The sequence below is a fragment of the Plantactinospora sp. KLBMP9567 genome (assembly GCF_033446045.1).
GTDB lineage: Bacteria > Actinomycetota > Actinomycetes > Mycobacteriales > Micromonosporaceae > Plantactinospora.
The window spans coordinates 1-26,183 of record NZ_JAWQRR010000002.1 but is presented as its reverse complement, the minus strand read 5'-3'; the positions used below and the strand labels follow the sequence as shown (position 1 = coordinate 26,183).

The window sequence follows — 26,183 nt, the reverse complement described above, 5'->3', positions numbered from 1 at the left end:
CGTCCCGCACCCGGTCCCACCGGAGCGAGCGCGCCCGGCCCGGCGTCGTACCCCGGGCGGGGCCGGTCAGCCGTCCGGTAACCGCGCCGCCACGTCGTCGAGGGCCAGCAGGTTCGCCACCTCGTCCTCGTCGAGTTGCTCGATCTCGGCGAGCAGCAGGTCCTCGACCGCCTCCGCCAGCTCGGCGACGGTGCTGCGCCGGAAGATCGTGTGCAGCGGTACGGCGACCCCGACGACACCCCGCAGTCGCGCCGCCATCCGGGTGGCCAGCAGCGAATGGCCGCCCAGCTCGAAGAAGTCGTCGTGGATGCCGACCCGCTCGACGCCGAGCACCTCGACCCAGACCTGCCCGACGAGACGCTCGGCGTCGGTCCGGGGCGCGACCGGCGTACCGCCGGGAGTCGGGGCCACCGAGGTCGGGGCGGGCAGGGCCTTCCGGTCGACCTTGCCGTTCGCGGTCAGTGGCAGGGCGGCCAGCACCCCGTACGCGTCCGGGTGCAGGTGCGGTGGGAGCAGTTCGGACAGGTGTGCCCGGAGCTGGGCCGGCGAGGGCGCCTCGGCGCCCGGCTCGGGGACCAGGTGGGCGACGAGTCGGGCGTCACCGTCGGCCGTGACGACCGCGTGCCGGACGTCCGGGTGGGCGACGATCGCCGCCTCCACCTCGCCCGGCTCCACCCGGTGGCCCCGCACCTTGAGCTGGTCGTCGAGGCGGCCGAGGAACTCCAGCGCACCGTCGAGCCGCCACCGAACCCGGTCACCGGTGCGGTACCGTCGCTCGCCGTCGTACTCGACGAACCGCTGCGCGGTCAGCTCCGGCCGCCCGAGGTAGCCCCGGGCCAGCCCGGCACCGCCGAGCAGCAGCTCCCCGGGCACGCCGACCGGCACCGGAGCACCGCCGGGCCGGTGCACGTGCGCGGTGGTGCCGGCGAGCGGGCGTCCGATCGGCGGTCGGCCGGTGGCGTCGGCCGGGGTCAACCGGGCCGCCGTCGCGATGATCGTCGCCTCGGTCGGCCCGTACGTGTTGAACACCTCGACCCGGTCGCCGAACGCCTCGAACCAGCGGCCGAGCGCGTCGGGCCGGACCTGCTCGCCGCCGAGGATCAGCAGCCGCAACCGAGCCGGCCAGGCGATCCCGGCCAGATCCGCGACCAGTTCGTGCCAGTACGACGTCGGCAGGTCGAGTACGGTCAGCTCCTGCCCGGCCGGGGTGGCCAGGAAGTCGGGCAGTTCGGCCCGGGCCGGCGGCACGACCAGCGTGGCACCGCCGACCAGGGTGGGGTACACCTCCTCGCCGAAGGTGTCGAAGCTGGCCGAGGAGAACTGCAACACCCGGTCCGCCGGGCCGATCCGGTACGCGTCGACCATCCACCGCACCCGGGCGGCGAGCGCCGACCGAGGCACACCCACCGCCTTCGGCTGCCCGGTCGACCCGGACGTGTAGATGGCGTACGCCAACGGGTCCGACTCGGAATCAGGCCGCTCACGGCCGGACAGTTCGGCATCCGGCCGCTCCCGGCCGGACGGCTCGGCATCAGGCCGCTCGTCGTCGGACGGCTCCGGATCAGACCGCTCGGCCGGCTCGGTCGACGGCTCGTCGGCCCAGCGCATCCGGTCCAGCTCGACGACCTCGCACCCGGCCTGACCCAGGCGATCCCGGAGCCCGCCCGTGGTGACCAGGAGTCCCGCCCCGCCGTCGGCGAGCAGGTACCCCAGCCGGCGGCGCGGATGGCCCGGATCCAGCGGAAGGTACGCCGCCCCGGCGGTGAGCACGGCGAGCAGTGCGACGACGAGATCCGGGCCCGGTTCCAGGCAGACCGCGACGAGGTGGTCCCGCCGGGCGCCGTGCCGACGCAGCAACCGGGCCAGCCGACCGGCGCGGTGGTGCAGCTCGGCGTAGCTCAGCGCGCCGTCGACGCCGCTGACCGCGATGGTGTTCGGGTACGCCGTCGCGGCGGCGGCGAGCAGCTCCACCAGGCCGGCCGGGGGCGGCGGCTCGACGCCGCCGCGCTCGCCGGGCATCGGTCCGGCGGGGCGCGGCACGAGGCCGGAGTCGACACCGTCCCCCGCCGTCGGGTCGGGCTCGTCACCGGCCAACCGCGCGTACAGTGTGGACAGCGGCTTGTCCGGGGCCTGCGCCGCGTGCCGCAGCAGCCCCTCGAAGCGGCGCAGCAGCAGCGTGACGGTGGTCGGCTCGAACAGCTCAGGGCGGTAGTTGGCCTGCAGCCGCCAGCCGTCGTCCCCGGTGTGCACCTCGACCAGCAGGTCGAACTTGGCCTGCTGGTGTCCCGGATCGAACGCTCCGGCGACCAGGCCGGACAGCCGCAACTCACCGGCCTGGGTACCGTGCACCATGAACATGGTGTCGAAGAGCGGATTGCGGTCCGGATCCCGGCGGAGCGCCAGGTGGGAGATCAGCTCCTCGAACGGCGTGTCGAGGTGGCCGTACGCGCCGACGGCCGTCGTCTTGACCCGGGCCAGCAGCTCCCGGAACGACGGGTCGCCGGAAAGGTCGCCGCGCAGCACCACGGTGGTCAGGAAGAACCCGATCAGCGGTTCCAGCTCGGCCCGGTCCCGGCTGCTGACCGGTGAGCCGACCCGGATCTGCGACCGGCCGGTGTAGAGCCCGAGCAGCGCGAGGTACCCGGCGAGCATCGTCATGAACGGTGTCGTCCGGCCGACCCGGCACAATCCGCGCACGTCCTCGGCCACGCCCGGCGGCAGCCGGTGCCCGACGAAGGCTCCGGCCGTCGTCATGCTCGGCGGGCGCGGCGCGTCGGTGACCAGATCGAGCGGTTCGGCACCGGCCAACTCGGCGCTCCAGTACCGCCAGCTCTCTTCCCGGCCCGCCGCGAGGCGCCGCTGCTCGGCGCGGGCATGGTCGAGGTACTGCATCGGCAACGGGGGCAGCTCGGCGGGCAGCCCGGCCAGCCGGGCGGCATAGCCGGCCGACAGTTCCCGGAACAGCACGCCGAGCGACCAGTCGTCGGCGAGCAGGTGGTGCAGCACGATGCAGAGGACGTGGTCGTCCGGCCCGAGTCGCAGCACGCTGGCCCGTACCGGTGGGGCCACCGTGATCTCGAACGGCGTGTTGACCCGGTCGGCCACCACCGCCGAGGCGTACCCCAGCCGCGCCGGCTCGTCGAGGTCGGCGCTTTCGGCGGCGGCCGGCGCGGTCTCGACGGCACCGTCCAGTTCGGCCAGCTCAACCAGCTCGGCGGCACCGTCAAGCTCGTCCAACTCGACCAGCTCGACGGGCAACCGCCAGCCGTCGAGCACCTCCTGCACCGGCTCGCCGTCGGCGTCCACCGGAAACCGGGTACGCAGGATGCCGTGCCGGCGTACGACGTCGTGCAGGGCGCCGGTCAGCGCGGCCACGTCCAGCGGTCCGCGCAGCCGGGTCACCTGCGGCATGTGGTATTCGCTGGACCCCGGGTTGAGCTGGGTCAGAAACCACAGGCGTCGCTGCCCCAGGGTGAGCGGCCCCCGGGTGGTCCCCGGGGCCGGGTCGTCGTCGGCCCGCCGGCCGGTCGCCGCGCCGGTCATCGCGGACGGGCTGCGGCCACGACCGCCACCAGATCGGCGACGGTCGCCGCGTCGAAGTACGCCGACAGCGGCAGTTCGGCGTCGAGACGCTCCCGGACCCGGGCGGCGGTCTTCACGATCGCCAGGGAGGTGAACCCGAGCGCGAACAGGTCGTCCTCGGGTCGTACCGGGTCGACGTCGAGCACCTCCCGGACGATCTCCAGCACCTCGGTTTCGGTCTCGCCGTCAGTCACCGGTACCCCCGTTCGTGGTCTGTGCGGCGACCAGCGCCCGCTGCCGCTCCTCGCGGGCCCGTACCCCGAACAGGTCGTCCGGGGGCGCCTGCGGTACCGCCCTGTCGAACCGGGCCAGGATGCCCACCCGCAGGCAGGTCAGGGCGAGCGCCACCATGGCGAGCCCGCAGAGCAGGTACATCAGGCCGATCCCCCTGCCGGGTCCGACCCCGATCACCTGGCCCACCGTGCCGGCGAGCGCGCCGCCTTCGGCCAGCAGCGGGTCGAACAGGCGCGGGCCGAACGGGACGATCACCGCGAAGCCGAACGGCAGGGTCGACCAGGCCACGATCGTGTTCAGCGCGAAGACCCGGCCGTGGAACCGCTGCGGCACGGTCACCTGCACGATGGTCGCGTAGATCGCGTTGACCAGGGTCAGCGTGAACATCATCCCGAACACACCGGCCGCGACCGGTGCGGTGGCCGGCCGCACGCCGACGACCAGGGCACAGAGCGCCAGCACGGCCGTACCGAGCAGCATGCCGCGCATCCGACGCCGGCCCGGCCCACCCCAGACGGTCATGGTCAGCCCGCCGAGCACCACCCCGAGGGCGCCGCCGAACGCCACCTGACCGACCTGCGGCAGCTCGGCGAAGGAGAGGACCAGCGGCGAGACCAGCAGGATGAGCGGACCGAGGAAGATGTTGAGCGCGGCGAAGAAGAGCAGCATCGCGCGGATCCCACGGTGGTTGAGGGTGTACGCCAGACCGCCCCTGATCTCGGCGAGCAACGACTCGCGCCGCTGGTACGCCATGGTGGCCGGGAACCGGAGCACCAGCAGCATGCCGATCACCACGGTGTAGCTGAGCACGTCGATCGCGAGGATCCCGCCGAGCCCGATGCTCGCCATCAGCCCGACCGCGACCAGCGGTACGACGAACTGGGCGATCCCGGCGGCCGTCTGGGCGAACCCGTTGGCGTGCCCGAGGTAGCGCTTGGGCACCAACTGCGGCACCGCCGAGGTGAAGGCGAGCCGTTGGAAGGTCAGCGCGCAGGAGAGCGCGGCGAGCAGCGGATAGACGTGCCAGACGTGCAGGTTGTCGGTCCAGAGCAGGAGCCCGAACAGCAGTTGTACGCTCCCGGCCGCGATGTCGCCGCCGAGCATCACCCGGCGCCGGTCGTACCGGTCGACGATGGCCCCGGCCAGTGGCGCGATCAGCATGCCGGGGACCAGCCCCACCACGAAGAAGATGGCGAACCTGGCCAGCGAGCCGGTCTCCATGTAGATCCAGATCGGCACCGCGAACTCGGTCAGCGCCGAGCCGGTCATCGAGGCCAGTTGCCCGACGACGACCGCGAGGAACCGACCCATGCTGGGCGCGGGCGCGGCTCGTACCGCAGCGGCCCGCCCGACCCCGGTGGCCCACCGGTCGCCCGTCCTCGGATCGGCGGCGCCGGACGGTGCCGCCGGCTCGCCCCGATCGTCGCGCTCCGGGTAGCGGTCCAGCCACCAGCCGGGGGCCGGACCTCGGGCCTCGGCGGTCAGCGACCGGGCCCCGGCCGGGCCGGCGGCCAGCGCGGTGTGTGTGCCGGTGACGATCTCCGCCAGCTCGTCCGCCCGGTACTTCAGGAAGTAGTGTCCGGCCTCGTCGATCACCACCAGCGCGGTGTCGGCGCCGAGGAAATCCCACTCCCGGTAGCGCTCCTGTGCGTAGTCGGTACTCGGGTCGCGGTCGCCGACCACCGAGATGACCGGGGCGCGGAGCCGGGGTACGCCGCTGTCGAGCAGGCCGGTGAAGTACTCCTCGGCCGCCCGGAAGTCGTGCCGCATGTTCTGCACGATCCGCCTGGCCTGTTCGGGGCCCAGCTCGTCGACGTCCACGCCCATCGACTTCAACCAGTTCACCTGGTGCCGGTAGCTGGCCAGGCGGTCCTGCCGGAGCAGCGGGCCGAGCCGACCGAGTACCTTGCCGGTCGGCTTCGCGAACGGGAACACCGCGCCGATGTAGACGGCCTCCAGGTCCCGCCCGGCCGCGTCCAGCCGGCGGGCGATCTCCACGGTCAGCGCACTGCCGAGTCCGCAGTGGCCGTAGAGCACCAGTGGGCCCGGTATCCGCTCCTGGATCTCAGCGACGCACCGCCCGGCGACCTCGGCCAGCGGCAGCGAGTCCTCGGTCAGCCCGAGATCGTGGCCGGGCACCGAGACCGAGTAGAGCGAGTGGCCGGCCGGCAACGCGTCCGCCAGCGGCTGGTACACCACCGCGCTGCCGCCGCCGTACGGGACGCAGACCAGGGCGCGGACCCGCTGGCCGGCCGGGACGGCGGGGGTCAGTTCGTGCAGCAGTCGCCGGGGCCCGCGCCGGTCCGCCGGGGTGTCCAGCAGTTCGGCCAGTCCGGCGACGGTGGGGTGGGTGAACAGGTCCATCACGCTGACCGGTGCGCCACCGGCCGGTACCACCGTACGCAGCCGGGTGACCACCTGGACCCCGAGCAACGAATGTCCACCCAGGTCGAAGAAGTCGTCCAGTACGCCGACCCTGGGCAGCCCGAGCACGGTACGCCAGACCGCCGCGACCGCCTCCTCGGTGGGCGTCCGGGGCGCGACGAAGTCGGTGTCCACGGCGCGGTCCTGCTGCGGGGCCGGCAACGCGGCCCGGTCCAGTTTGCCGTTCGGGCTCACCGGCAGCGCGTCGAGGACCACGAACGCCGACGGGACCATGTAGTCGGGCAGCGACTCCTTGAGCGCTGTGCGCAACCGCGCCGGTTGCGGCCCGGCACCGTCACCCGGCCCCGCGCCGGCAGCGCGGGCGGGCACCAGGTAGGCGACCAGCCGCTGGTCGCCCGGCACGTCCTCCCGGGCCACGACCGCCACCTCCGCCACCCCGGCCTGGTCGCGCAGCGCCACCTCGATCTCGCCCAGCTCGATCCGCAACCCGCGCAGTTTCACCTGGTTGTCGATCCGGCCGAGGAACTCGATCGCACCGTCGGCGCGCCGCCGCACCAGGTCACCGGTGGCGTACATCCGGTCCCCCGGCGGCCCGTACGGGTTCGGCCGGAACCGGTCGGCGGTCAGGCCCGGCCGCCCGAGGTAGCCTCGGGCCAGCCCGACCCCGGCGATGTACAGCTCACCGGGCGCGCCGACCGGGACCAGGTTGAGGTGCCGGTCCAGCACATGCAGCCGGATGTTCTGGATCGGGTGGCCGATCGGCACCGGTGATCGGCCGTCGAGGGTCTCGGGGCGGCAGTGCCAGGAGCTGACGTCGATCGCCGCCTCGGTCGGCCCGTACAGGTTGTGCAGTTCCGCCCCGGGCAGCGCCCGGACCGCATCGGCGGCCAGCCCCGGGCCCAGTGCCTCGCCGCTACAGATCACCCGACGCAGCGACTGGCAGGCGCCGAGGTCCTCGGCCAGGAACACCGACAGCATCGACGGGACGAAGTGGGTGGTGGTCACCGACTCGGCGACGATCAGGTCACGCAGGTACGCCGCGTCCTTCTGCCCGCCCGGCCGGGCCAGCACCAACCGCGCCCCGGTGGCCAGCGGCCAGAAGAACTCCCAGACCGAGACGTCGAAGCCGGCCGGTGTCTTCTGCAACACCACGTCGTCGGCGCCGAGCCGGTACGCCCGCTGCATCCAGTCCAGCCGGTTGACCACCGCCCGGTGGGTGACGAGCACGCCCTTGGGCCGCCCGGTCGACCCGGAGGTGTAGATGACGTACGCCAGGTCGTCCGGTCCGGCCAGCGGCGGCGGGTCCTGCCGGGACTGCTCCGCCCAGGTCGCAGGGTCGTCCAGCAGCAGCGTGCGGACCGCCGGGTCGGCCGGCGGCACCGGCGGTGAACCTTCTTCCACCTCCTCCTGCGGTTCGTGCTGGCCGGAGGTGGAGGTCGAGGCGCCCGCGCCGCGCGGGTCAGGCTGAAAAGGGTTCAGTCGCCGCTGCCGCAGCAGCACCCGGGCGGCGCTGTCGGCGAGCATGAACGACAGCCGCCTGGCGGGATAGTCCGGGTCCAGCGGCAGATAGGCGGCGCCGGCCTTGAGGATGCCGAGCAGCGCCACCACCAGCTCGACGGAGCGCTCGGCGCAGACCGCTACCACGTCGGCGCGGCCCACCCCGGCGGCCCGGAGCCGGTGCGCCACCTGGTTGGCCCGGGCGTTCAGCTCCGCGTAGTCGCACCGCTCGCCCTCGAAGCGCACCGCCACGGCGTCCGGGGCGGCCCGGACCTGTGCCTCGACCAGCTCCACCAGGGTGGCCGGTCCGGTGACCGGCACGGCGGTGTCGTTCCAGCGCCGCAGCGCGTCCCGCTCGTCCGAGGTCAGCGGGTCCAGTCCGGAGAGCCGGCGGTCCGGTGCCTCGACCACGTCCCGCAGCAGCCGCTGCCATCCGGCGATCAGCCGGGCACAGGTCCCCGGGTCGAACAGGTCCCGGTGGTAGACGAAGGTGCAGTGCAGCCCACCGCCGGCGGCGTCCGGCGCGACGTACAGCTCCAGGTCGAAGCGGGTGGCCGGGTGGGCGAAGCCGAACGCCTCGATCCGGGGCCCGGCGAGCTGGTCCGCGGCCGGCTGCACCGCCTCGGTGCGGACGCGCCGGCCGCCGTAACTCTGCAACGCGAAGAGCACCTGGAACAGCGGCGGCCGGCGTACGTCCCGGACCAGCTTGAGCCGGCTGACCAGCCGCTCGAACGGCAGCTCCTGATGGGCGTACGCGTCCAGCGCCGCGTCCCTGGTCCGGCCGAGCAGCTCGGCGAAGGTGGGATCGCCGCCCAGTTCGGCGCGCATGGTCAGCATGTTCAGGAACAGCCCGACCATCGGGTCGAGTTCGGGCAGTGGACGCCCGGCCACCGGCGAGCCCACCGCGAAGTCCCGCTGCCCGGAATACCGGGCGAGCAGCACCTGGAACGCGGCCAGCAGCGTCATGTAGAGCGTGGCGTTGTGCCGGCGCCCCAGCGCCACCAGCCGCTCGGCCAGCTCGGGCTCGACCGTGCAGGTCCGGGTCGCGCCGACGTACGTCTGACGGTCCGGGCGGGGCCGGTCGGTCGGCAGCTCCAGTGGCGGCAGTCCGGCCAGCCGGGGCAGCCAGTAGTCCAGGTCGGCGGAGTAGCCGCCCGAGTCGGCCCTGCCGCGCTGCCACGCCGCGTAGTCCGCGTACCGGACCGGCAGGTCGGGCAGGACCGGCGGGAGCCCGCGCGCCTCGGCGGCCAACTGCTCGCGGATCTCCCCGACCAGTACCTCGGCCGACCAACCGTCGCAGACGATGTGGTGGATGGCGAGCAGCAGGACGTGGTCCGCGGCACCGAGCCGGAACAGCGTGGCCCGCAGCAGTGGCGGCGCCGCCAGGTCGAACGGCCGGGCCAGCTCGGCGGCGATCAGCTCCCGGGCCGCCTCCTCCACCGGGGATGTTCCGGACCCGTCGGCGTCGGCGACCTCGGCGGTGCCGTCCGCCGACCCCGGCTTGACGGGTACGGCCCGGTCGACGGGTACCTCGGCGAGCGGCACCGGGGCGGGGTCGACGACGTACGTGTTGGCGGTGCCGTCCGGGCCGGCGGCGAAGCCGGTACGCAGGCTGTCGTGTCGGGCGACGCAGCGGTCGAGTGCCCGGCGTACGGCCGCCGGGTCCACCGGGCCGCGCAGCCGCAGGACGACCGGGACCACGTACGCGGCGGTGCCGGGGGCGAACTGCTCCATGAACCACAGCCGCTCCTGGGCCCAGGAGAGTTCCGGGTCGGCCGCCTCGGGCCGGCGCGGCACGGTGACCGCCGGGCCGGTGCCGGCGGCGCCGAGCCGGCGGGCCAACATCGCCCGCTTGGCGTCCGACAGCCGGGCGACCCGCTCGACCCGGCTCTCCGGCGTGGTGCGGTCGCGGTCCAGTGTGGACAAGGCGACTCCCCGTTCGGCTGCTGACCGGCCGGGCCGGCGGCCATCGTCGGAGCCATGTTCCGAAGATGTTCCGGAAGCCGGTGAGGATGATCAGCGTCGATCACAACATAGCAGCCGACTTCGATATCGAACATGGGCAACCGCCGCCGGATGGCTCGCTACCGCAGCTCCACCCCGAACCGACCGGCCCGCAGGCCACAACCGGCGGTGGGCCCCGCCGGCCGGAAGCGGCCGGTCCCAGGGGTGGACGGTCCTCGGTCGAGGACGCAGGCGGGTCTGGTCACGCCCGAAAGTACCGGGTACTTTTCGGTCGATGATCCCGCTGCCGGCGCCGGGCGCGCGGCTGATCGACGCGGCCACCGGTGAGACGCTGACCGGAACCCGACTCGACGCCGCACTCGACGCCGTGCTGCGGGCCCTCGATCCGATTCCGCCGGGCGTCGTGGTCTGTGTGCTGCCGAACGAACTCCGCCCGGTGCTGTGCTATCTGGGCGCATTGCGGGCCCACCGGCCGGTCGTCGCCTGGGGGGCGGGCATCGGCGCCGGCTCGGTACGGGACCTGGTCGACCGGTTCGCCCCTGCCGCCGTACTCGGATTGGACGCGCTGGCGGCACCCGGCGTACCCGGACCGGCCGGCGCCGACCCGCCACCGGATTACCGGGCCGTGGAGCCGGCCGGCCTCGGGCTGAGCTGGGTCCGGCGGGGCGGACCGGAGGTCCCGCCACACGACCGACTCGGCCTGCTGCTCGGCACGTCGGGATCGACCGGCCGGCCTCGGCTGGTCCGGCTGTCGACGGCCGGGGTACTGGCCAACACCCGGTCGATCGGCACCGCCCTCGGGATCGGCCCGGACGACGTCGCCGTCACCACCCTGCCGTTGTTCTACTCCTACGGGCTCAGCGTGCTGCACAGCCACCTGCTCGCCGGCGCGACGGTCGTGCTGGACCGACGCGGTGTACTCGACCAGGGGTTCTGGCAGGACGTCGACCGCTACGGCGTCACCTCGCTGGCCGGTGTGCCGCACACCTACGAACTGCTGGCCCGCAAGCCGTGGAGCCCGGAGCGCAACCCGAGCGTCCGGGTGCTCAGCGCCGCCGGCGGTCGGCTCTCCGCCGAACTGGTCACCCGGTTCTCCACCGCGATGGCCGCACACGGCGGCCGGCTGTACGTGATGTACGGCCAGACCGAGGCCGGGCCCCGGATCTGCGTACTGCCACCGGAGCGGTTGCCGGCCAAGCTCGGTTCGGTCGGCCCGCCGCTGTCGGGGACCCGGCTGTCGATCGAGCCGGATCCCGCCGGGCCGGGTGATCCGGGCAGCGGCGAGGTGCTGGTGCACGGGCCGGGCGTGATGCTCGGGTACGCCGAGACCGCCGCGGATCTCGGCCGGGGCGACGACCTGGGTGGCACACTGCGCACCGGCGACACCGGTCGACTCGACGACGACGGCTACCTGTGGCTCTCCGGTCGGCTGGGGCGGATCGGCAAGGCGTTCGGGGTCCGGGTGAACCTCGACGCCGTCGAGCACCTGGTCGCGCAGATCGTCCCCGCCGCCGCCGTACCGGCCGGGGACCGGATCCAGATCTTCTGCGAGGAGGCCGACCGGGGCCGGCTGGCGGCGGTGGTCAGCACGGTGACCGGACGACTCGGGCTGCATCGGCTGGGTGTGGTGGCCACCGCGATCGACCGGCTGCCACGACGCCCGAACGGGAAGATCGACTATCGGTCACTGGTCGAATGACCGCCGATCCCGAAAACCCTCGCCGGTCGTTGCGAATACTTTCCGGAAGGCTTGCTGATCGATCTTAGCTGATCTAATCTGACGCCGACGGTCCTGAGGCCACCCCTTCCGGCTGGTTGTGGTGGCGTTTCATCCGGGGAGGGCCCGACCTTGACCTTGTCCAACCAGATCGCGAGAGACACCCTCCGGCCGATACGAGGACAGCTACCGGCCGGCCATCTTTCCGAAAATTCTCGGTCACCGAGCGTCGAGAAGACCGGTGCTCGATGGCACTGACCGCGCGCGATCTGGTCTTCGGCGACATCCGGGTCCCCTACCGGTACGGCGTCGACTGCCTACCGGAACTGGTCGACACGGTGGCAGCTCGGCTCGCCGGCGCCGACGCGGTGCTGGTGGTCGCCGACCGGCAGGTCAAGGACCACGCGGGCCGGCTGACCGCCCCGCTCGCCCGGCATCTGCGGGTCGAGACCTTCACCCTGGACGCGGTCGAGGCAGACAAGACGCTCTTCTCGGTGCAGGCCATTCTGGAGTACGCCACCGAGCGGAAGCTCACCCGGCGCTCGGCGATCCTGGCGATGGGCGGCGGGACCGTCGGCAACGTCGCCGGACTCGCCGCCGCGCTGCTCTACCGGGGCACCCGGCTGGTGCACGCCCCGACCACCCCGGTCGCGGCGTTCGACGCGGTGATCTCGCTCAAGCAGGGGGTCAACCTGCCGGCCGGCAAGAACCTCTGCGGTGCCTACTTCCCGCCCTCGCTGATCGTCTGCGACCTGCGCTGGCTGTGCACCGTGCCGCAGGGCAACCTGCACACCGGCCTCGCCGAGATGGCGAAGAACATCCTGGTCGCGGTGCCCGATCAGGGAGAGCGGTTCGTCCGGGCCATGGCCGACCTGCGGCACCGGCCGACGGCTGCACTGCGCGACCTGCTGGAGATCGGGATCGAGGCCAAGCAGCCGTACCTGACCGGCGATCCGCACGAGCGGGGCCCGGCCGTGGTCTTCGAGTACGGCCACACCGTCGGGCACGCCGTCGAGTTCGCCTCGGCCGGCGCGATCGGGCACGGCGAGGCGGTCGCCTGGGGCATGCTGGTCGCGGCCGAACTGGGCCGCCGGTTCCACGGGCTGGACCGGGACACCGTGCAGGCGCACCACCGGCTGACGGCACTGCTCGGGCTGCCGGAGGCCGGCGACCGGTTCCGCCGGCTCGACCGGGCGGCCGTGCTGCGCGCGCTGACCGCCGACAACAAACGCGGGTACGCCGACTGCGCGCCGGACGAGGTGCTGATGGTGCTGCTCGACGGTCCGGGCCGACCGGTCCGGGGCGAGGACGGGCGCCCGCTGGTGCCCGTACCCGTGGCAGAGGTGCTGGACGCCCTGGAGACGGTGATCCGGAGCACGGAGGCCGGGGCGGCCTCCGGCCAGCGAAGTGGGGTGCCGAGGTGACGGAACGCGGTCTGTCGGTCGTCGTACCGGTCAAGGGGCGGGTCCAGGAGACCCGGGCACTGCTGGCGAGCCTGCGCGACGCCATCGCGTACTGCCCGGAGCCGGTGCAGGTCCTGCTGGTGGACGACTCGACCCCCGCCGACGCCCGACTGCACCGGGCACACTGCACGGAACACGGTGCGACGTACGTCCTCGGGCCCCGGTACGTCGGCGCGAAGCGCAACCTGGGGGTGCGGCTGGCAAGGTACGACCTGGTGCTCTTCATCGACTCGGACTGCCTGGCCACCCCGGACCTGTTGCAGCGGCACCTGAAGACCCTGCGGGCCGCCCCGCCGGAAGTCGGCGCGGTCGCCGGGCCGACCTACCTGCAGGGGGCGGACACCACCGTCTTCCGGGTGATGCGCCGCTCCCGGCTGCTCAACGCCGCGTTCGAGTGGCCCGGACAGTGCCGTCGGGTCGCCTGGGCCACGACCTGCAACCTGGCGGTCCGCAAGAGCGCGTTCCAGTCCGTCGGCGGCTTCGCCGAACGCCCGTTGACCGTCGTCGGCGGCGAGGACGTCGACCTCGGAATCCGACTCACCGAGGCGGGCTGGACGATCACCTGCGACCCGGCGGCGGTGGTCGTACACGACAAGGGCAGCACCGACTCGCTCGGCACGGTGAGCCGGCGGCTGGTCACCTACGGGCGGTCCGGGCAGTGGTTGCTCGACGTCCACCCGAAGCGGGGGCGGCCCAAGCTGAACCGGACCGGGGTGCTGGTGCTGGCCGCGGTGGCGGCGCTGCCCGGACTGCGGCACTCCCGGGGGCGTACCGCGCTGCTGGTGCCGCTGGCTGCCGCCGCGCTGCTCGTCCGGGACACCCGGGAGCGGCTCGCCCCGACCGACGAGTCGCTGACCTCGGTCGCCGAGGCCGCCGCCTGCGCTCTGCTCGACTGGTCGTTCGACCTCGGCGAGTTCATCGGCGCGCTGCAACTGGGGCGGCCGGACCGGATCTTCACCGGGTTCGGCTGGACCGATGACGAGGCGTTCGAGTGGGACAGGACGCCGGACCGGCCGTACGGCGGATGACGCCGGTCGGACCGGCTCAAGCGGAACGGGGTGGCCGACCGACGGCAGCCTACCGACGGCGGCCGGCTCAGCGGATCGGCAGGCGGTCCCAGCCGGGGCAGGGTCGGCACGGGTAAGCCGGGGCGCCGGGGTGTGCGACCGGGGCAGTGATCGGGGTGGTGCGGCTCAGGGGCTGGCCAACTGGTCGCGGCGACGGATGAGGTACGCCGTCTCGGCGGTGTTGCCGGCCAGCGCGATGGCCTGGTCGTACGCCGTCCGCGACTCGCCGCTGCGGCCCAGCCGGCGCAGCAGGTTGGCGCGGGTGGCGTGGAAGGCGTGGTAGCCCTCCAGCGGCAGACCGTCAACCTCGGCCAGCGCGACCTCCGGGCCGTCGAGTTCGGCGACCGCGATCGCCCGGTTGAGCCGTACGATCGGCGAGGGTTCCAGGCGGACCAACTGGTCGTAGAGCGCGACGATCTGCGACCAGTCGGTGTCGCGGACGTCGCGGACGTCGGTGTGGACGGCGTTGATCGCGGCCAGGATCTGGTAGCGCCCCGGCGCTTCGCCGGAGGCGAGGCGCGCGCGGACCAGGGCGTGGCCCTCGGCGATCAGCTCGCGGTCCCAGGCGCCACGGTCCTGCTCGTCGAGGGTGACGAGCTCACCGCCCGCCGACACCCGCGCGGCCCGGCGAGCCTCGGTCAGGAGCATCAGCGCCAGGAGCCCGGCGACCTCGCCGTCCGGCGGCATCAGCTCACGGACCAGCCGGGTCAGCCGGATCGCCTCGGCGGTCAGGTCGGCGCGGACCGCCTCCTTCTCGGGGTCCGAGGCCAGGTAGCCCTCGTTGAAGATCAGATAGAGGACGGCGAGCACCCCGGTGATCCGGGCCGGGAGGTCCGCACGTGACGGCACGCGATAGGGGACCTTCGCTGCCTTGATCTTCGCCTTCGCACGGGTGATCCGCTGGCCCATGGCGGTCTCCTGGACCAGGAAAGCGCGGGCGATCTCGGGCACGGTGAGCCCGCCGACCATCCGCAGGGTCAGCGCGACCCGTACCTCCATGGCGAGCGCGGGGTGGCAGCAGGTGAAGACGAGACGGAGCCGGTCGTCGTCGATGGCGCCGATCGGCTCGGGGGTGTCGGACAGCATCACCGCCTCCTTGTGCTTTTCCTCGCGCCTGGCCTCACGTCGGATCCGGTCGATGGCCTTGCGGTGGGCGGTGGTGGTGAGCCACCCGCCGGGATTCGGCGGGACGCCGTCGACCGGCCAGCGCTCGACGGCGGTCGCGAACGCCTCGGCGGCCATCTCCTCGGCGATGTCGAGGTCCCCGAACCGCCTGGCCAGGGTCGCGACCACCCGGGCCCACTCCTCGCGGTGGACCCGGGCGATCACCTCGTCGACGTCGGTCACGCGCCCAGGAACGGCCGGAGCTCGACCCTCCGGTTGCAGTGCTTCGACCCCAGGGCGGCGATCCGGAGCGCCACGTCGAGGTCGGGGGCCTCGATGATCCAGAAGCCGCCGATGAACTCCTTCGACTCCAGGTAGGGCCCGTCGGTGAACACCGCCTCCCCGTCCCGGCCGTCGACCACGGTGGCCGTGCTGGGCGACGCGAGGCCGCCGGCGAAGACCCAGTGGCCATCGGCCCGAATCTGCTCGTTGAAGGCTTTGATCGCGACCATCTCCTCCGCAGTGGCGGAGTTGGTCGTGTCGTCGAGCACGGAAATCAGGTACTGCGCCATCGGAGTCATCTCCTGTCGTCGGGTGGCCGTCCCTCGGGCCGCCGCTCACCCCTGCTACGAACGCCGCCGCCTCGATCCGACACGTTCCGCCGGAATTTCTTCCAGGGTTTTCGTGCGGCGGGCGATCGGACGCGTTGGCGGGAAGTGTTCGCGCTGGTAGGCGGCCTCGATGCTATCGGTGTCGAGCGGCCAGGAGCCGGCGCCGGTGGTCCTGGGCGAGGTCCTCGTCGCCGGTGGTTGCCACCCCCTCGTGCCGAGCGGCGCTGTCACCGCAGCACAGACCCGGCCTGCCGGGCGCCGCGCCTTGTGGGAGCGGTAGGGGTGCGGCAGAGTGATCCCAGCGTGACTCCTCGGGAGGGCTCGTGACGGTGGAGATCCCCACACCGGTGCCGGTGGCGGACCTGATCGCCCGGCGGCGTCGCGGTCGCTACTACGCCACCGACGGCTATCTCAGCGCCGAGGAGGTCGCGCTCGCCTGGCCGGTCGTCTGGCGCTACGACGCGGTGGTCCGGGCCAACGGGGTTGGCACCACCCAGGCACAGGCGACCGGCACGTACGGCACGACGACCTGGACCGAGTACCGCGCCGAGGACGTGCGGCGGGTCGCCGACGCGATTGCCGAGGGTACGGCGGTACTCGAACCCGACTGGCGCCGCGACACCGAACAGGGCCGGGAGTCACAGCACCGGATGTGGCAGGAGGAGCGGGGACGGCGCGCGCGGACGAGAGCGATCCAGGGCGCGGCGATCCTGCTGGTGGTACTGGCGTGTCTCGGCTTGGTGGTGCTCAGCGCGACCCGCTGACCGGCCGGCGGCGAGCCGGCGGAGACCGGGTCAAGGCCGGAATTCTCGGGGCGTACCCGGTCAGTGCCGCGACTCTTCGGCGATGCCGGTTCGCCGGTCATGGTGGTCCAACAGTCTGGACAGCAGCTCGGTCAACCGCTGTCGCTCCTCGGGTGACAGCGGAGCCAGCAATTCGTCCTGGCATTCGGCGAGCCGCTTCTCCAGTCGCCGTAGCTGCCGCTTGCCTGCCGCGGTCAGCGAGATGATGTTGCGCCGCCGATCGGAGGGGTCCGGGGCGCGCTCGACCAGGTTGAGCCCGGCGAGCTCGTTGATCGTCCCGACCATGTCGCTGAGGTGGATGCCGCTACGGCGACCCAGCGCGGCCTGGCTGGCAGGGCCGAACTCCTCCAACGTCGCCAACAGGCGGTAGTGGTAGCCGCGGGCGCCGACGGACGAGAATCCCTCGGCCACCAGCCGGTGCGCGTGGTTGCCCGTCTGGGTGAGTAACCAGCTGGGCAGACTCTCCCACCTGGCGGGCGCCTCCTCGGACGGGTTCTGCATGTGACGAGTCTAACGAACCGTTCGGAGCACTAATGACAGTGATACCGTTAGGGCACCAAACGTTGGCCACCTAAACGTTTATCCGCCGAACGAAGCCCTAGGAGCTGAGACCATGATCGAGCCGTTCCGCATCGACATCCCCCAAGCCGACCTCGACGACCTGACCGACCGGCTCTCCCGCACCCGTTGGCCGAACGAGGTCGCCGACGCCGGGTGGGACTACGGCTTCCCGTTGGCGCGGCTCAAGGAACTGGTCGAATACTGGCGCACCGGCTACGACTGGCGCGAGCACGAGGCCAGACTCAACGAGCTTCCGCACTTCACCACAGAGATCGACGGCCAGAACATCCACTTCGTCCACGTCCGGTCCGCGAAACCGGACGCGCTCGCGCTGATCCTCACCCACGGCTGGCCCGGTTCGTTCCTGGAGTTCCTCGACGTGATCGAGCCGCTGTCACGCGACTTCCACCTGGTGATTCCATCCATCCCGGGTTACGGATTTTCCGGCCCGACCCAGGAGCGTGGCTGGGACGTCGCCCGGATCGCACGCGCCTGGGCCGAACTCATGCACCGTCTCGGATACCAACGCTATGGTGCGCAGGGCGGCGACTTCGGCTCGGGCATCTCGACGGCGCTCGGCGCGGTGGCACCCGAGCAGGTCGTCGGGGTGCACGTCAACTACCTGCCGACCCGGCCGGTACCGGACGCCGACGTCGAACTGTCCGAGACGGATGAGGCGCGGCTGGACAAGGTCAGGAAGCTGATGGCGAACCGCCCGCCGTACCAGGCTCTGCAGGCCAGCACCCCACAGACCATCGGCTACGCGCTGACCGACTCGCCGGTTGGCCAGCTCGCCTGGATCGCCGAGCGCTTCGCACAGTGGACCGATCCCCGTTCGCAGATCAGTGACGAGCGGATGCTCACCAACATCTCGCTGTACTGGCTGACCGCCACCGCGGCCTCCTCGGCGCGGTTGCACCGCGACACCCCGCGGCGAACCGCGCCGTGCCCGGTACCGGTTGGCGTGGCGGTGTTCGCGTACGACATCACGCTGTCGGTGCGACCACTGGCCGAGCGACTGTACGACATCAGGCACTGGTCGGAATTCGAGCACGGCGGCCACTTCGCCGCGATGGAGGTACCGGAGTTGCTCGCCGGGGACATTCGGGACTTCTTCCTGAACCACATCGAGTCCCACTACCAGGTCGCCACCGGCTAGTACGGTGTCCAGTGACGTTCGCCGGGGTTTCATGGTCGGTGGCGACACCCAGGCGGGCGGCCTCGCTGGATCCGTTAACGGGTTACCTGATGGCGCACTTCACCGGTAGCGGAGCGGTGGGCCGACAGATTTCTGTCGCGCACCGCAAGGACGGCCTGCACCCCGCGTGCCACCCGCACCCGCCCTTTGCCGGCGCGGTCATCGCGGCTGGGACGTGAGCCGGAACGTGCTGTCCAGCAAGCTGGACCACCGGTGTCATCGGTCAGGGCTTGCGCCCGACCACCCCGTACTGCGGCACCCGCACCGGCTGTCCGCCGTTCTCGTCGGCGGCGGCCCGCCACAGGGAGCACGACACCAGGCCAGGCTCGACCAGCTCCAACCGGTGAACAAGGCGGGCGATCTCCGCGCCGCTGCGGGCACAGATTTTGGGGGTGGCGTGCTGGTTGTAGTACGCCATCGCCTCCACGTTTCCCTCACCGCCGAGTTCGGTGGTCGGGTGTGTGAGTGCCAGGTAGCTGCCGGAAGGGACCGCGTCCAGGAGCCGGTCCACGATGGCCTGGACCTGGCCGGTGTCCTGGACGAAGTTGAGGACACCGAGCAGCATGACCGCGATCGGCTCGTCGAAGTTCAAGGCCTGCGCCGCTTGGGTCAGGATCGTGTCCGGATCGCGTACGTCGGCCTCGATGTAGTCGGTGACTCCGTCGGGGCTGCTGTTCAGCAGCGCCCGGGCGTGCACCAGCACCAGTGGATCGTTGTCGACGTAGACGATGCGGGACTCCGGAGCGATCGCCTGCGCGACCTGGTGTGTGTTGTCCGCTGTCGGAAGCCCGGTTCCGATGTCGAGGAACTGGCGGATGCCCACCTGACCGGCCAGGTAGCGCACGGCCCTGGACAGGAACCGGCGGTCCGCCCGGGCCACCGCATCGATGTGCGGCACCATTTCGCGGATCCGCTCGCCCACCTCGCGGTCGACCTGGTAGTTGTCCTTACCGCCGAGCCAGTAATCCCAGATCCTCGCGTTGTGCGCAACGGCGGTGTTGATCCGCGGCGCGGGCTGACCAGGATCTCCGACACTGTGGTCAACAGACACGAGGGGCTCCTGGGACAGCGGTCAGGGCAGGAATCTTGTGCGGCAGCCTACCGGCACCATGCTGGGCGCGTGCGGCGAAGGTAATGCACGATCTGCGTACGCTTCGAGGCGCGGCGATCGGACTGGTGGCCGTTCAACGCCCACCCCCTCCACCGGCGGACGGGGTCCGTCGGGGTGACCCGGCGGACCTGCGCGGTCCGTACCCACACAGCGAGCGGGTACCCAGCCACAGCCGCAACGCCAACCCGGTCGGGCCGGGCGGCCCGGGCTACGGCGGGGGCAGGTACGGCACGCGGACCGTCAGGTCGGCGCTGCGGGCGGACTCCATCCCCTGCCCGTCGACGGCGACGACCGCGAGCACGTGGGTCGTCGCCTGCGGGAGGGAGAGCGTGACCGGTGCGGCCGTTGCCTCCGCGAGGATCTCGGCACCGCGGTACACCCGGTACCCGACAGCGGGTTCGTCCCCTGCCGGTTGGGTCCAGGTAAGTGTCATCGCTCCGGTCATCGGGTTGGCCGACGCCACCCGGAAGTCGGTGGGTCGGGCGGGTCGGTTGGCGGGGCCGGCTGGGGTGGTGACGGCCACGGCCGGGCTGGCCGGGCTTTGGCCGCACGTGTCAGGCAGTGTGGCGACGACCCGCAGCCGCTGTGTCGTGGCGGAGGGTAGTCCACTGAGAACGGTCGTCGTGCCGGCGCTTGTGCCGACCGCCACGTCGCCGGTGTAGATCGTGTAGCCGTTGGCCCAGGCGTCGTACTCCCAGGAGAGCCGGACCGACGACGCGGACAGCACGGTGGCCGTGAGGGCGGCCGGGCGCGGCGGACGGGTCTGGCACGCGGCGGTGTTTCCGGCGACCACGACGGCGGGTGACTCGTTGCCACGGGCGTCGAATGCCGTGACCTGGAAGGCGTATCCGGCGGCGTGGTAGAGACCGCGCACCCTCGCCGACGTGCCGGTGGAAGTCGCCACATGGCGCCCGGACTCGTAGACGGCGTAGCGGGTGGCGACGGTGGACGGCGGCTGCCACCCGAGGGTGAGCGTGGTGTCGGTGCTCCCGGTGACGGCCGGGTCGGCGGGTGGAGCCGGTGTGCTCGCCGCGCCGGCCACGGTCACCACGGCCACGCGCGTGGCCGGCCCGGCCGGGCCGGAGCAGTGGGGGTGGTGGCTGACCTCGAAGGTGTACGGCGTGCCAGGGCTGAGGCCGCCGACGCGGATTCCGGATTGGGTGGTCGTGAGCGGGCCGGCAGGGGCGCCGGTGACCACGGTCGTGCCGGGGTCGCCGTCGACGGTCCAGCTCAGCGTGACGGCCGAGGCGCTGACAGCGGTAGCGGCCAGGTCGCTGAGGGTGGCTGGCACGCACGTCGGTGGCATGCCGGAGATGCCGAGGTGGCGACTGATCGGGGCGGAGTGCGCCGACTCGCGACCCTGGTCGTCAACGGCGGTGACGGTGTAGGTGCGGGTGCGCGCGAAGCCGAGGTTGGTGAGCGGCGCGCGGGTCGTCGTGTTGCGGGCGATCTCGACTCCGCCTTCGTAGACGCGGAAGGCGCGGGCCCGCCCGGCCGGCGGCTGCCGCCACGAGAGCATCCCCGACTCACCGCCCCCGCTGACCGCCAGGTCGATCGGTGCCGCCAGCCGGCCGGCCGCCTTCGTGGCGGGCGTGCCGCCAGCGGGAACCGCCGTGGCGGCCGCGCTGCCGAAGGCCAGGAGCGCCGCAGTCACCACTGCCGCATGTCGCACGGAGCCTCCCACACTCAAAATGACATCGAAGGATGTAGATGCACGGGTTGTCAAGGGCCAGGGTGGCCTCTTCAACCACTCCCATAGCATCAGACCTGCCGCCACTCCTCCGGGCGGACCTGCGACGGTAGTCTGATCGACCCGAGGCGCCCCGGGGGTGACCGCTACTGGCTACGGGTGCTCGGCGACCCGGACGGCGCCGAGCCATGGTGCTGGCGGATCAATGGTCACCACCTCGCCGTACACGTCGTCGTAACGCCCGGGGGCACCACGTTCACCCCTCACTACGCACGGCTCCACAACGCAGATGACCAGGAGTCGCAGAGCTACGGCCTGCCTCAGCACCGACCGACGCGGCCGCGACGACCGCGATAGGACGGAAGGCAGCCGCACCTTCCGGCGTGCCAGGCAGGCCAGCGTCGGCGCCCCGTACCGGCTGGGGCGCGGGCCGGTGCCTCACTGCGGGCGACCGGGGCGGGCGGGCCGGGCGTCAGCTACCGGCCGAATCCAGCGGGGCGATGTAGCCGTACAGTGCCTTCTTCAGTTCGGCGGTCAGCGCGCGGCGCTCGGCGCCTTCGACGGCGACGATAGGCGGCATCATGGCCGCGACGATGCGGACCGAGACCATGGCGGCGAGGTCGCGTTCGGCGGCCGGCAGAGTGGGGATCCGGGCCTGGATGACGGCGGCGACCCGGTCGACCACCGCCTCGTGCAGCGGGCGGGTGGCCCCGTGCGTGCCGGCCGGCATGTCGGTGTTCGCCAGCAGCGCCTTGGCCCCCGGATGGCTCGCGTTGAACGTGACCAGCGGGTCGACCATCCGGTCGATCAGCTCGTGCAGGGTGAGGTCGGTGACCCGGGAGAGGTCGAACGCCGAGGAGTGGGCGGCCCGCATCTGCTCCACCAGGTGGGTGGAGAGCGCCGCGGCGATGGCCTCCTTGTTGGGAAAGAACTGGTACAGCGAGCCGGGCGACATGCCGGCGCGGGCGGCGATCGCGTTGGTGCTGGTCCGCTCGTAGCCGTTCTCGGCGAACAGGGCCAGCGCGGCGTCGAGGATGTCGGCGATCCGCTGCCGACCCCGCGCCTGCCGTTTGACCGCTCGCGGCTGGGTCACCGGCGTCCCCTTCCGACCACGAAGCCACCTTGACGAATACGAGTGGCCGCTCGTATGGTGGCGAACACGGGCGACCGCTCGTATTTGAGCCTAGCAGGGGACCGTCATGCCTGTGCTGCACCGCCTCGGCACGCTCGTCGCTCGGCGCCACCGCCTCACGCTGGTCGTGGGCCTGATCACGACCCTGGTCTTCGCCGCCGTCGGGACGGGCGCGATGGGCGCCATGGTGCTCAGCCGGTGGGAAGCTCCGGGCACCGAGTCGGTGCACGCCCAGCGAATGCTGCGGCAGCAGTTCCACACCGGCAACGCCAACCTGATCCTGCTGGTCACCGCCCGCACCGACACCGTGGACAGTGCGCCGGTCCGCGAGGCCGGGCAGCGCATCGCCGCGGACCTTACCGGCCGGCCGCTGGTCCGGGACGTGTGGTCGTACTGGTCGGAGGGGAACGACCCGACGCTGCGTGGCACGGACGGCCGTCAGGCGCTGATCCTGGCCCACGTGGAGGGTGACGCCACCACCGCACGGCAGGAGATCAGGGAACGCCTGCTGCCCGCGTTCACCCTCGTCGACCAGGCGATCGAGGTGCGGGTAGCCGGCGCGGAGGCGGTGTCCGCGCAGATCAGCGAAGAGGCGGCGGCGGACTTCGTCCGGGCCGAACTGCTCGTCGTGCCGCTGATGTTCCTGCTGCTGTACGCCCTGTACCGTCGGGCCCGGCTGGCGCTGCTCACCCTCGGCGTCGGGCTGTTCTCCGTGCTCGGCACGCTCGCCGGGCTACGCCTGCTGGCGAACCTGACCGAGGTGTCGTCGTTCGCGGCCAACATCACGCTGGTGATGGGAATCGGTCTCGGCGTCGACTACTGCCTCTTCGTCATCGCACGCTTCCGCGAGGAACTCGCCGCCGGTACACCGGTGCCCCATGCGGTCGCCACGACGGTGCGTACCGCCGGTCGCACCGTCATCTTCAGCGGGCTGACCGTGGCCGCCTCCCTGTCGGTGCTGCTGGTGTTCCCGTACTCGTTCCTGCGCTCGTTCGCCTACGCCGGCGTTCTGGTCGTCGCCATGGCGGTAGTCGGCTCACTGACCCTGCTGCCCGCGGCGTTGGCGGCGCTCGGCCCCCGCGCGGTCCGGCGCGGATCGGCGCCCGGTGCACCCGGACGGCGCTGGCACCGCTTCGGGGCGCGCGTCATGCGCCGGCCGCTGCCGTTCGCCGTCGCCGGTTTGCTCCTGGTCGGCGCGCTCGGCGCACCGGCGTTGGGGCTGCGGATCGGACTGCCCGACGACCGGGTGCTGCCACCGTCGGCGTCCACCCGGCAGGCGTACGACCAACTGCGCGCCAACTTCGCCCAGGAGCCGAACGACGCCATCCACGTCATCGCCCCCGACGGACGCCCCGACGCCGCCGCGGGGTACGCCGCCGAACTGTCGCGGATCGACGGCGTCGTCCAGGTCAACTCGGCCGTCGGCATCTTCGCCGACGGAGCACTGGTGCGCGCCGCACCGCGCCCGGAGCGGCTGACCAGCCCGGACGGCACCCGGCTGGAGGCCATCCCGACCCGTGACGTCCTCGCCGGCACCGAGGTCCCCGCCCTGGTCGAGCGGATCCGCGCCATCCCGACGCCGTACGACCGGGTGGTGGTCGGTGGATACCCCGCCGAGCTGACCGACTTCCGATCCACCCTGATGCAACGGGTCCCGCTGGTAGTCGTGCTGATCCTGACGATCACGTTCGTGCTGCTGTTCCTGATGTCCGGCAGCCTGCTCATCCCGGTCAAGGCGACCGTGCTGAACCTGCTCAGTCTGTCGGTGATGTTCGGTGCGCTGGTGTTCGTCTTCCAGGAGGGAGCCTTCTCCTCGCTGCTGGGCTTCACTCCGATCGGCACCCTCGATCCCGCGTTCCCGATCCTGATGTTCTGCGTCGCGTACGGGCTGTCGATGGACTACGAGGTGTTCATGCTGTCCCGGATCAAGGAGCGGTACGAGGTCACCGGCGACAACACCCGTGCGGTCCTCGAAGGACTCCAGCGCAGCGGACCACTGATCACGGCCGCCGCCGTCATCCTGGCGGCGTCGTTCTCCCTCTACGCCACCGGCCGGGTCATGTACCTCCAGATGATCGGCGTCGGTGTCGCGGTCGCGATCCTGGTCGACGCCACCGTCATCCGCGCGGTGCTCGTGCCCGCGTTCATGCGCCTGGCCGGTCGGGCCAACTGGTGGGCACCGGCACCGCTCCGCCGGCTCCATCGCCGGATCGACCCGCACGGTTCGACTCCCCCGGCCCAACCCGTTCCGGAACCCGACGCGACGCTTCCGGTGGGATGACCCTCGGGCCGGTGATCCGCCGGAACCACCGTTCCCGCCCGGTCAGCCCCGATCTGGAGATCGTCGTGATTGCGGTCGCCAGGTTGCCTACCGCATCGCGACAGGTTGACCGGCCGCGACCGGTGGCCGGATGCCGCCGGTCAGCACGCCGCCGATCAGTAGTCCGAGCCCGACGGCCTGGCAGAGGTTCAGCACCAGGGCTACAGCCGCACTGATGACGCCGAACTCCGCCGCGGACTGGCCGGCGCGCAGCAACGTGGGGATCGATGCCAGCCACGCCACGTTTGCCAGGACTCCGATCAGCAGCACGCCGCAGCCCGCGACGGCGAGGCCCCTGGCCAGCCGGGAAAGCCGGTCGCGACGGGCTGCCACCAGGATGAGACCCGCCACCAGCACCAGCAGGACGGGTACCTGTACGACACCCTGCACGAGCACGACCTGGACCTGGTCCCCGGACACATCGCCTCCGATCCTTGGCACGACGACGGACACGCTATCCCGCACGGGCAAGCAGGTCCTCCGGTGGGCCATACCCCGTCAGCATCGGGTACCGAGCGGCGTGCCGACAGCCTCGTACGCCGGATCGGTGTCCGGTCCGCCGACCCCGGCAGGCTCGACGGGCTCACCCGCCGGCTCGAATCCGGTACCGGCCGCGCCCCGCCGACGGCGACGCCACCAGAGCAGGGCCAGCACCGCGCCGACCACCACGAGCAGGTAGAGCAACGTCCACGGAACCGTCCAGGCCGTCCCGCTGCGGGTCACGGTGGGCAGTGCTCCCTCGCTGCTCGTGGCGTCGATGCGGACCGTGGCGGTGACCATGCCGGCCGGTAGCACGCCGTCGACCCGGTGGACCAGGGTCACCCGCGCGCCCGGCAGCAGCTCCGGCAGGGTGACGTCCTGGCCACCGGAGAGCGGTACGCCGAACAGGCCGGTGGTCCGCAGCCGGGCGGCGCCGCCGACCCGGACGTTGCCGGGGTTGCGAAGCCGGTAGGTGATCGTCGCCGGGCCGCGGGCGAACGGCACAGCGGGATTGGCGTACGAGACCTGTACCGACTCGACGTCGACCATCGGCGCCAGCGGCCCGTTGACCCGCAGGTAGATCCGTGCGCCGACCCTTCGCTCCACGCTGACCCGCTGCCCCTCGGCATCGGTGCGCTGTTCGGCGACCGAGGCGACGATCCCGGCAGCGTGGTCGCCAGGGGTCGCATTCCGTGGCACGGTCACCCGGAACGGCAGGACGATCCGCTCACCGGGGCGCAGGGTCCGGGTCTGGCGGCCGAGGTCGACCCAGGCGCCGACGTCGTGGGCCGGCTGGCTGGCCGGCGGGAGGGCGAACGCCCCGTCCGTCGAGGTGGAGGCGTCCGTGGCGTACACGGTGAAGGTGAGCGCCCGGGCCGACCGGTTGGTCACCACCACCCGGTCGTCGTGCTGCTGGCCAGGGCCGAGGTCGTAGCGGAACTGGCCGCGTGGGCTGGTCCCGGCCACGGCGGCGGGCTCCACGGTCCAGCGGAACTCGTCGCCGGGGGCGGCACCGGCCGGACCGGAGACCGCCGTCGACAGGGTGATGGCGACGGTCAGCGCGGCGACGACGCGGCGGGGTCGGGATGCGGTCATGGTGGCTCCTCGCTCGTCCTTGCGACGACCTGGTCGACCGGACGGCCGACGTCCTCGTGGCGTTCGGTCTCCCGGGCACTGCTCCGGGACGGTGTGGCGACGGATGGGCGGCGGGGGGTGCCACGGCGGGGGGCCCCGGGGTCCCCCCCCCCCCGGGGGGGGGGGGCC

General features: G+C 72.3%; 18 protein-coding genes. 7 read left to right on the top strand and 11 right to left on the bottom strand.

Features of this window, described 5'->3' with window-relative positions:
- Positions 1 to 66: 66 nt before the first annotated feature.
- The 3 genes from R6Y94_RS00115 to R6Y94_RS00105 are packed head-to-tail and all read right to left on the bottom strand — an operon-like array spanning position 67 to position 9,624.
- Positions 67 to 3,543, bottom strand: a complete 3,477-nt coding sequence (locus tag R6Y94_RS00115) for an amino acid adenylation domain-containing protein (RefSeq protein WP_318393638.1) — start codon at positions 3,541 to 3,543, stop codon at positions 67 to 69.
- The gene (locus R6Y94_RS00110; protein WP_318393637.1) at positions 3,540 to 3,776 is read right to left on the bottom strand and encodes a phosphopantetheine-binding protein; all 237 of its coding nucleotides are present in this window, start codon (positions 3,774 to 3,776) and stop codon (positions 3,540 to 3,542) included. Before R6Y94_RS00110 ends, R6Y94_RS00115 begins: the two co-directional genes overlap by 4 nt.
- Positions 3,769 to 9,624, bottom strand: a complete 5,856-nt coding sequence (locus tag R6Y94_RS00105) for a non-ribosomal peptide synthetase (protein ID WP_318393636.1) — start codon at positions 9,622 to 9,624, stop codon at positions 3,769 to 3,771. Before R6Y94_RS00105 ends, R6Y94_RS00110 begins: the two co-directional genes overlap by 8 nt.
- Before the next feature lie 313 nt (positions 9,625 to 9,937).
- Between R6Y94_RS00105 and R6Y94_RS00100 the strand changes: the two genes are divergently transcribed.
- From R6Y94_RS00100 to R6Y94_RS00090, 3 genes are all read left to right on the top strand, one after another.
- A complete protein-coding gene (locus R6Y94_RS00100) occupies positions 9,938 to 11,362 on the top strand; it encodes an AMP-binding protein (protein WP_318393635.1) in 1,425 nt (474 codons plus the stop codon).
- A gap of 266 nt (positions 11,363 to 11,628) precedes the next feature.
- Positions 11,629 to 12,804: an iron-containing alcohol dehydrogenase gene (locus R6Y94_RS00095; protein ID WP_318393634.1), complete on the top strand. Its 1,176-nt coding sequence runs from the start codon at positions 11,629 to 11,631 to the stop codon at positions 12,802 to 12,804.
- Positions 12,801 to 13,871 carry a glycosyltransferase family 2 protein gene (locus R6Y94_RS00090; RefSeq protein ID WP_318393633.1) on the top strand — a complete coding sequence of 357 codons (1,071 nt, stop codon included), beginning with the start codon at positions 12,801 to 12,803 and terminating at the stop codon, positions 13,869 to 13,871. The genes R6Y94_RS00095 and R6Y94_RS00090 overlap by 4 nt, the downstream gene beginning before the upstream one ends.
- 165 nt (positions 13,872 to 14,036) lie before the next feature.
- On the opposite strand, the gene R6Y94_RS00085 is transcribed toward R6Y94_RS00090, so the two are convergent.
- Both R6Y94_RS00085 and R6Y94_RS00080 read right to left on the bottom strand, forming a co-directional pair.
- A complete protein-coding gene (locus R6Y94_RS00085) occupies positions 14,037 to 15,257 on the bottom strand; it encodes an RNA polymerase sigma factor (protein ID WP_318393632.1) in 1,221 nt (406 codons plus the stop codon).
- Positions 15,254 to 15,586 (bottom strand): YciI family protein, encoded by a 333-nt coding sequence (locus R6Y94_RS00080; RefSeq protein WP_318393631.1) that lies wholly within the window; start codon positions 15,584 to 15,586, stop codon positions 15,254 to 15,256. Before R6Y94_RS00080 ends, R6Y94_RS00085 begins: the two co-directional genes overlap by 4 nt.
- A gap of 362 nt (positions 15,587 to 15,948) precedes the next feature.
- Between R6Y94_RS00080 and R6Y94_RS00075 the strand changes: the two genes are divergently transcribed.
- Entirely contained in the window at positions 15,949 to 16,389 is a 441-nt protein-coding gene (locus R6Y94_RS00075) for a hypothetical protein (protein WP_318393630.1), read from the top strand.
- A gap of 60 nt (positions 16,390 to 16,449) precedes the next feature.
- On the opposite strand, the gene R6Y94_RS00070 is transcribed toward R6Y94_RS00075, so the two are convergent.
- Entirely contained in the window at positions 16,450 to 16,929 is a 480-nt protein-coding gene (locus R6Y94_RS00070; RefSeq protein ID WP_318393629.1) for a MarR family winged helix-turn-helix transcriptional regulator, read from the bottom strand.
- A gap of 112 nt (positions 16,930 to 17,041) precedes the next feature.
- On the opposite strand from R6Y94_RS00070, the gene R6Y94_RS00065 reads away from it, so the two are divergent.
- Complete coding sequence (locus R6Y94_RS00065) at positions 17,042 to 18,148, top strand: epoxide hydrolase (RefSeq protein ID WP_318393628.1); 1,107 nt, start codon at positions 17,042 to 17,044, stop codon at positions 18,146 to 18,148.
- A 262-nt stretch (positions 18,149 to 18,410) separates the two neighbouring features.
- Here R6Y94_RS00065 and R6Y94_RS00060 read toward each other — a convergent pair whose 3' ends face one another.
- Complete coding sequence (locus tag R6Y94_RS00060; protein ID WP_412102662.1) at positions 18,411 to 19,256, bottom strand: SAM-dependent methyltransferase; 846 nt, start codon at positions 19,254 to 19,256, stop codon at positions 18,411 to 18,413.
- Positions 19,257 to 19,506: 250 nt separating this feature from the next.
- A complete protein-coding gene (locus tag R6Y94_RS00055) occupies positions 19,507 to 20,970 on the bottom strand; it encodes a fibronectin type III domain-containing protein (RefSeq protein WP_318393626.1) in 1,464 nt (487 codons plus the stop codon).
- A gap of 177 nt (positions 20,971 to 21,147) precedes the next feature.
- Here R6Y94_RS00055 and R6Y94_RS00050 point away from each other — a divergent pair, with 177 nt between their 5' ends.
- Positions 21,148 to 21,345, top strand: a complete 198-nt coding sequence (locus tag R6Y94_RS00050; RefSeq protein ID WP_318393625.1) for a DUF3500 domain-containing protein — start codon at positions 21,148 to 21,150, stop codon at positions 21,343 to 21,345.
- 115 nt (positions 21,346 to 21,460) lie between these two features.
- Here the strand turns inward: R6Y94_RS00050 and R6Y94_RS00045 are convergent, their stop codons facing one another.
- Positions 21,461 to 22,081 (bottom strand): TetR/AcrR family transcriptional regulator, encoded by a 621-nt coding sequence (locus tag R6Y94_RS00045; RefSeq protein WP_318393624.1) that lies wholly within the window; start codon positions 22,079 to 22,081, stop codon positions 21,461 to 21,463.
- Between the two features lie 106 nt (positions 22,082 to 22,187).
- Here R6Y94_RS00045 and R6Y94_RS00040 point away from each other — a divergent pair, with 106 nt between their 5' ends.
- Positions 22,188 to 24,401, top strand: coding sequence for an MMPL family transporter (locus R6Y94_RS00040; RefSeq protein WP_318393623.1), 2,214 nt, complete (start codon positions 22,188 to 22,190; stop codon positions 24,399 to 24,401).
- A gap of 87 nt (positions 24,402 to 24,488) precedes the next feature.
- Here the strand turns inward: R6Y94_RS00040 and R6Y94_RS00035 are convergent, their stop codons facing one another.
- Positions 24,489 to 24,860: a hypothetical protein gene (locus R6Y94_RS00035; RefSeq protein ID WP_318393622.1), complete on the bottom strand. Its 372-nt coding sequence runs from the start codon at positions 24,858 to 24,860 to the stop codon at positions 24,489 to 24,491.
- A 78-nt stretch (positions 24,861 to 24,938) separates the two neighbouring features.
- Complete coding sequence (locus R6Y94_RS00030) at positions 24,939 to 26,015, bottom strand: WxL protein peptidoglycan domain-containing protein (RefSeq protein ID WP_318393621.1); 1,077 nt, start codon at positions 26,013 to 26,015, stop codon at positions 24,939 to 24,941.
- Between the last annotated feature and the right edge of the window lie 168 nt (positions 26,016 to 26,183).

Coding starts and splice junctions, on each gene's coding strand:
- R6Y94_RS00115 (WP_318393638.1), bottom strand. CDS start 3,543: ATGACCGGCGCGGCGACCGGCCGGCGGGCCGACGACGACCCGGCCCCG.
- R6Y94_RS00100 (WP_318393635.1), top strand. CDS start 9,938: ATGATCCCGCTGCCGGCGCCGGGCGCGCGGCTGATCGACGCGGCCACC.
- R6Y94_RS00095 (WP_318393634.1), top strand. CDS start 11,629: ATGGCACTGACCGCGCGCGATCTGGTCTTCGGCGACATCCGGGTCCCC.
- R6Y94_RS00080 (WP_318393631.1), bottom strand. CDS start 15,586: ATGGCGCAGTACCTGATTTCCGTGCTCGACGACACGACCAACTCCGCC.
- R6Y94_RS00070 (WP_318393629.1), bottom strand. CDS start 16,929: ATGCAGAACCCGTCCGAGGAGGCGCCCGCCAGGTGGGAGAGTCTGCCC.
- R6Y94_RS00065 (WP_318393628.1), top strand. CDS start 17,042: ATGATCGAGCCGTTCCGCATCGACATCCCCCAAGCCGACCTCGACGAC.
- R6Y94_RS00040 (WP_318393623.1), top strand. CDS start 22,188: ATGCCTGTGCTGCACCGCCTCGGCACGCTCGTCGCTCGGCGCCACCGC.
- R6Y94_RS00030 (WP_318393621.1), bottom strand. CDS start 26,015: ATGACCGCATCCCGACCCCGCCGCGTCGTCGCCGCGCTGACCGTCGCC.